The organism is Thiohalophilus sp., from assembly GCF_031581315.1.
GTDB lineage: Bacteria > Pseudomonadota > Gammaproteobacteria > UBA6429 > Thiohalophilaceae > Thiohalophilus.
In genome coordinates this window covers 1-6,791 of record NZ_JAVLAZ010000090.1, presented here as the reverse complement: position 1 = coordinate 6,791, position 6,791 = coordinate 1, and the positions used below count along the sequence as shown (strand labels likewise).

General features: G+C 61.2%; 4 protein-coding genes. All 4 read right to left on the bottom strand.

Features of this window, described 5'->3' with window-relative positions:
* Positions 1–2,393, bottom strand: a 2,393-nt coding sequence (locus tag RI563_RS11185) for an endonuclease/exonuclease/phosphatase family protein (RefSeq protein WP_310694468.1), incomplete at its 3' end; no start/stop codon positions are given.
* A 70-nt stretch (positions 2,394–2,463) separates the two neighbouring features.
* Complete coding sequence (locus RI563_RS11180; protein ID WP_310694467.1) at positions 2,464–3,744, bottom strand: glycosyltransferase; 1,281 nt, start codon at positions 3,742–3,744, stop codon at positions 2,464–2,466.
* 3 nt (positions 3,745–3,747) lie between these two features.
* Complete coding sequence (locus RI563_RS11175; protein ID WP_310694466.1) at positions 3,748–5,994, bottom strand: hypothetical protein; 2,247 nt, start codon at positions 5,992–5,994, stop codon at positions 3,748–3,750.
* Complete coding sequence (locus tag RI563_RS11170; protein WP_310694465.1) at positions 5,991–6,749, bottom strand: TVP38/TMEM64 family protein; 759 nt, start codon at positions 6,747–6,749, stop codon at positions 5,991–5,993. The genes RI563_RS11175 and RI563_RS11170 overlap by 4 nt, the downstream gene beginning before the upstream one ends.
* Positions 6,750–6,791: the final 42 nt, after the last annotated feature.

The window sequence follows — 6,791 nt, the reverse complement described above, 5'->3', positions numbered from 1 at the left end:
CTGCCAATCCGTATCTCCGCCACCAGCGGGAAATGATCGGAGGCCGTGCGGGCGAGTTGAGAATCAGGCAGCTCGATACAGGTGACATCCAGACCGGGGCTGATAAAGATGTGGTCAAGACGCAGGGCAGGGAAGCGGGTCGGGAATGTATTTCGGGGTGTATGCTCCCCTGCTTCGATCTGAGCGTCGCGAAGTCGGCTTTCCAGTTGACGGCATACGGTTGATGAGGGCTGGGCATTCAAATCGCCGCACAGAATCACCGGGTCACGACACTGCTCATTCGCCAGCCACTGCTCACCGAGCAAGGCCTCGATCTGGACGAGGCGCTCGCGCTGGCTGAGGCCCAGGTGGGTATTGAGGATCTGGATTTCCCGGCCTTGCAATTCGACGCTGATCCAGAGCGCGCCGCGCGGTTCAATATGGGGCTTGTCGGCGAGCCCGGGGAGAATGCCCGTCTTGACCAGCCGATGGGGCAGGTGGGTCAGGATGGCGTCGCCATAGCGTTCTTCCTCGACGTCAATGGCCGGATGAAAATGGAAGTTCATTTTCAGGTAGCGGGCGATCAGGTGAGCCTGATCCATGCCGAGGCTGCGCGCGCGACCCACATCCAGCTCCTGCAAGGCGACGACATCCGGTCGGGCGCGGGCTATGACGCGGGCAATGCGTTTGGCATCGAGCTTGCCGTCCATGCCGACACAACTGTGCACGTTGTAGGTCATGACCCGTAGCACATCTTTTTTCACCTCGGTGGTGGCCGCAGGGGCACCTGTGTGTTGCGGGTTTGTTTTGTCCAGGTGGCGTAATGCCGCGTTGCGCAGATCCCCGGGGCGCAGATAGTCGTGTTCCCGAACCGGCAGCCATGCGTCGCCTGGCAGCAGCGCAAAGCCGTGGGTCTCTTGTGGCAAGGCACCGGCGTGGGCACCGTTTTCGATGGCAAAGCTCAGCGGGGAGACGCCTTCGCGCCAGCCCAGCACCACAATGTCGCCGGCCCGGGGATGTTCGCAGAGCCGTAACAGGTCCTCGCCGATCGCATCGAGAAAAGGGTGCCGGGCCCCAAACAGGGCAGCCCGGTCCCGGGGCAGTTGATATTCGCCGTCAGCGGTGCAGGCAAGCAGCGTGCCCGCCGATGCCACACTGAGTACCAGCGGAACATTGTGTGTTTGCGCCAGTTCACGGGCGATGAAATTGCGCGCTTCGTCGCTCAGCCCGGCTGCAAGATAGACATGGCCCACGGAACCGAGCGCGGTCACCATCGGTTGGTGTTCGTCCTCTTCCTCGTGATTAATAGTGAAAACCGATAACAGACGCTGGATTTTTCTGCCGCCCAGCAAACGCACCCGCTGGGTCTGGATCCCCTCGGCGCCGGTATGACGCACCCGCGTCGGGGAGCCCCACTTTTCAAATGCTGCGTTCACGGCCGCTTGCAGGCTATAGCCCTGGACATGCAAATAGGGTCGGACAGCGGCCTGTCCATGATCGGAGTAGATCCAGACATCGTAGTGACGCCAGGCGGAACGATTGGCAGCACGCCACAGGCGGGCAAGGGCGTCGTCGATGCCTTTGAGTGTCCAGTGGGCAAACCGCGAGCGGGGGCCCCGGCGATGGGACTGTTCATCATAACCGGGGAAGTTGATGTGGATGACAGGCAGGCCGCGGCTGATATCGATCTTGCCCCCGATCACCGACAGTTCGCGCAGCAGGATGGTGATGGCTACCCGGGCCGGAATGAATTTCAGCTCCTTGATGAATACATAGCCGCTGAAAATGCCCCGGACAAAGTCCACCAGTGACAGCCCCAGTTCGATCAGCAGCAGGATCGCAACGCGAATGAAGCTGTAGAAATTACTGATCAGAAACACCAGCAGCACCAGCGGGTTGGCGGCGCGCAGTGCCGGGCCCCAGCCCAGCGAGGCGGGACAGAAATGCGATTCCGCGGCGCCGCCGGTAAAGTTGTCCGTATAGGCGCTGCCATCTTTCAGCAGTGCTTCGTTACCGCTGGCCGCAAGCCGCTCCTCGATCCGCGCCGCTGCCTCGGGTTCGTACATGCGAATCACGCCGTGAGATTGATCCCGGAAGGAAAACGCCGGCACCGCGGTTTTGATGCCATAGAAGAGTTCCGCCTGGACCGCGGGGGTTGTCGATGGCAGGCCCGAATAGTGGCTATGAAGCCGGTAATGTTCGCGCCGGATCAGACGTTGCAAAAACGGCATTTCCCCGCGCGCCAGTGCGCGCTCGAATTCGGGGTGTGAGAGGCCGTCGATCTGAAGCATGATGAGCCCCGCCCGGGTGGCGTCACCTCCCGATACGGGCAGGCGCAGCAGGCGTGCCAGCCAGACACTGCGGCTGAGGTTGCGCCGCAGACGCCGCAGGAAAAACTCTATTCGCCCGAGCATGGCGCTGTCCCCCTGATGCGTTTAGTGCGCAACACTGAACCGCGCCCTGCGCTTTCGGGTTCTGTGAGCATTACTCTTCTTTCTTGTCGGAAAACAGGTCACTCCCCAGGGCGGCCTCGCCGGCGTTGGCCATACTTTTCAGGATATTCCACTCGGTCTTGATGGCGGTCATCACCTCCTGCCAGCTATTGTCCTGATCAGCATGGGACCCGGGTTCGAGTGAGGTGTAACAGGTCAGGGCTTTGTCCGCCGAACGGGGCATGGAAAAGGCCTCGGCGGTCCCGAGTGCGGCGTTTTTCAGATCCTGGAGCGCGTCGGGGGCAAGATCGGCCGCCCACTGCAGGGCCGCGCTGAAGGCCGGGATCGATTCTTCAGCCAGCAGGCGCCCGTTTTGTTGATCCCGGACTACCTCGCGCGCGCCGGGCGCATCCAGGGCGATAACAGGCAGGCCGGCGGCCATGGCTTCGGTCAGTACCATGCCCTGGGTTTCGCTCAGGGAGGCGAAGGCGAATAGATCCATGGCATGCAGGGCATCGGACAGTGCAGGTTGCTGCAGGATACCGGTGATATGCAGGCGATCGTCGAGCCCTGCTTCAGTAAAAATCTCGCGTATGTGCTTTTCGGAAGGCCCCGTGCCGATCACCAGAAAATGAGCCTGTGGATGATCCGCGGCGAAGCGGGCGACGGCGCGGGCCAGAAATGCCAGATTCTTTTCCGGCGCCAGACGACCCAGGTGGCCCACCACAAACGCCTCCGCCGGGATGCCCAGTTGTTCGCGAAAACCGGGACCGTCGCCCTGTGCGAAGTGCTCCAGGTAGACGCCGGTCGGCACCACGGTAATCGGTGAGGTAACGCCCCGTTGCTGTAACAGCGCGCGAATGCTTTCACTGGGAGCGAAAACCTGGTCGGCGAGGTTCGCGTAACGGGTGGCCAGTTCGATCACGAATCGCTTGAGCACGGGGGAGTCACCCGGCACATAATGGGTATATTGCTCATACAGGGTGTGATGGGTGAAGACCAGGGGCAAACGGCGGCGGCGCGCGATGCGCACGGCAGTCATGCCGAGCAAAAAAGGGTGCTGGGAGTGAACGATGTCCGGCTGGAACGCATCGAGCCGGGCGCTGAGTTGCGGATGGACCGGCAGCACCACGGAAAAATCACTGGCGTTGAAATTCTGAATAGCGGGAATCCGGATCACGTCGGCTTCGTTTTTCTGTGCACCGGGAAATTCGGGCGCCACGATCAGCACCTCATGCCCCCGCTTGCGGTATTGTTCGGCAAACGCCTCCACGGAGCGGGCCACGCCGCCCACATGGGGGGTAAAGGTATTGGTGAGGATGAGAACATTCATGCGTCACGTTTCCTTTTTTACGAGCACTTCGCAGCCGCTGCCGCTGGTGGTCTCGAGCGGGACATAGCCGGGCAGCCGGATCTCGATGGGGGGGACCTCCTCATGCCAGTCGCCCTGCCAGTCGATGCGCGGCGCATTGCCCGGATCCGGGGTGAGGGTGATCGACACTGTGCCAAAGCGGGTCGGTGCCGGCCCGAAATGAATGGGCGTTGTCTGTTCCAGCCAGCGCTCCGGAATGCCGCTGACCAGGATGAGACGTTCCGCCTCTTCGCGCACGAAACAGTTGCGTATCATCAACAGCCATTCGGCAGAGGCCCACACATGATGACCGTCGCCCATGCAGCCACCGCCGGTCAGGGGATGGCACGCTTCGGGCCACTGTCCGGTCGGTGAGGCCAGGTCTGCTACGGCGTCCATCAACTCAAGGTAACGGGGATCACCGGCACGCAGCATCACCTGGGCGATATGCAGGGTCAGATAGGCATTGAGACCGGAATGGGTCATGTCCTGATAGAACGTGCCTTTGACAAAACAGTGGTGGTACAGAAACTCGACCGTGTCGAGCAGCCGGGGGTCGTCCGGCGCACAGAGTTGCAGCGGATAGCCCGCCGCCAGTGAGCCGATGGCCCCGGCATCCAGGCGACGATAGGGGGAGGCCGGCATGGCCGCGCGGTCCAGACGTTGCGCACAGGTGACCAGGCTGTGATCCACCGCCGCCGCAAAGTTGTCGGCGCCCGTGGCGAAGTTCCGACTGCGCTCGGGGTCCATCTCTGCGAACATCGCCGCCGCGGCGTGCAGGCCGGCGATTCCCCAGAAATCATCCCAGTAGTAATAGTCATTGGGCCCCAGGTGTTCGGCGCTGAATCCCGCCGGCAGCAGTCCGGCGTGGGGGGATGCCGAAGCATCGTTGACCCGCTTGCGCAGGATCCAGCGGCCGCCCCGGGCAACCGGGTCGTGCCAGTCGAGTGAGGGCTGGCGGTTGGTCAGGGCAAAGAAGCGTTGCAGGATCCACAACACCTGGCCGTTGGAATCCCACTCCCCTTCCTGGGAGCGGAAATAGCCTTGCCCTGTCTGGCGTGCCGGAAACCGCGCCAGCGCCCGTTCGGCGCGGTGCGTCAGGCCGGCACACAGCAGGGCGTGAATGATAAAGGCGGCATCGCGAAACCAGAATCGCTTGTAGGTGTAGGGTCCGGGATAGACATCCCCGGGTGAATGCAGAATCAGCGAGGCGATCGCCGCATCGTAGAGAAACTGATAGCGCGCCTCCGGACAGGAGAGCTGGCAATGTTCCTGATGGACGTCGTGCCAGGCCTCGTCGACGAGCCGCTCGTCCGGTTTACTCGCCAGCGGGATGCTGGCGGTAATGTCGGTCGTCTCGCCGGCGTTGCACGGAAACAGCGCTGCCGCCGTGACCATGCCCACTTCACAATGGCCTTCGGTCTGAACCTCGCGATCCCGCAGATGAATGAACACATCCCCGCTGTGATAATCGGCAACATGATGCTGTGCGGCGGGCGTGCTGAAGCTCACCTGTTGTTTATCATCAATGGTCCAGGTATCGCGCGTCGGCGACAAACTGACCTTATTAATGAAACTGATCCCCTCGGGGTTATACGGGCGCAGCGCCAGCACGAGCGATGCCGGGCTATCGGCACGGGCCTGCAGACGCAGCTTGCAGACCGGAATGCCTGACTCGATTTGCACCCAGGCGCGACTGGTCAGAGTCAGCCCGTTCATTTGAGTGTCAGTGGTAATGCAAAGTCCCGATTCCATCTCCTGTTGTTGGCGGCAATCCGGGGCCCGCGAAGGCAGTAGTGATCGTCCGTCCTCCGTCATGAGCCAGGCGTCCAGGGACCAGCCATCGAGCAGCGGGGTCAGCAGCCCGCGGGGATCGACGATCGGCAGCTCCGCGCACTCCGGGTAACCAATGGCGGTCCAGTTGCGATGGCTGAGATTGATATGGGTGAAGGAAAAGGCGCGCGGGATAAATGACAGATCGGTGGGATCGAACTGGCGCTCGATCCAATAGGGCCACACCCAGTCCAGGTTGTGTTGAATAACCCGGCTATTGATCAGACCGCGGGCATGGAAAATGACCCCCGCGCGCAGAAGCTCGACGGGTTCGGCGACCTCGGAGGGCTGGGCAAAGCTGTGCAGCCGCGCCAGCAGGGCGATCGGATCGAGAAAGCCCTGCTTGCGCGCAACATAGCGAATGATAAGACGCCACGGTAGCCATTTCATCCAGCTCATAACGGATCCTCCTCGACAATTTCGCCCTGTTCCTCATAACGGGCCAGTGCTCTTTGTGCCAGGCGGCTCAGGGTGACGACCGCCACCACAGCAGCAATAAAGCCGGCGGCATAGAGGCTCCATTGCAGGGGGGACCGGCCTACCTGATGCACGCCCAGGTTGGACAGATCGGCGGCGATGGAACCGAGATAGACATTATGGACGGAAAAAGGAATGAAGCCGAGCAGTGAACCGCCGACATAACCGCGCAGAGAAAAGGGTGTCAGACCGAAAAAATAGTTGGAGAGTTTGCTGGGAAAGAACGGGATCAGCCGCGTCAGCAATACGATCTTCCAGCCATGGGGTTTGACCTCCTCGCTTACCAGATGAAGCCGGGAGTGGGACAAAACAAACTGTTTGGCACGCCGCCCGAACAGATAGCGTGCGATCAAAAATGCCAGAGTTGCGCCAAGCGTTGTGCCGATCACCACGTAAACAGAGCCTTCCACAACGCCGAAGGCAAAGCCAGCGCCCACAGTAAACAACACGCCCGGTAGTAGCAGCAGCACCACCGCCGCCATGATCAGGATAAAGAGCAGCGATACCCAGGCTCCCTGGGCCTCGAACCATCTCAACAGGTGTATCACCTGTTGATCGACACCGAAATAGTTCAACACGGCAAGCACGGCGGCGACAAATACAATGCTGGCGGCAATGGCCCAAAGTGGCGATCGGAGTATTTTTCCGGAGTGTTTGGTTCGATATGGTTTCGACATGTGTCATGTCCCTGTAACCGTGGCCGGTTACCCGTTGATAAG

Bases quoted from the DNA above. Each gene is read 5' to 3' on its own strand.
- RI563_RS11180 (WP_310694467.1), bottom strand. From the start codon at position 3,744: ATGAATGTTCTCATCCTCACCAATACCTTTACCCCCCATGTGGGCGGC.
- RI563_RS11175 (WP_310694466.1), bottom strand. From the start codon at position 5,994: ATGAGCTGGATGAAATGGCTACCGTGGCGTCTTATCATTCGCTATGTT.
- RI563_RS11170 (WP_310694465.1), bottom strand. From the start codon at position 6,749: ATGTCGAAACCATATCGAACCAAACACTCCGGAAAAATACTCCGATCG.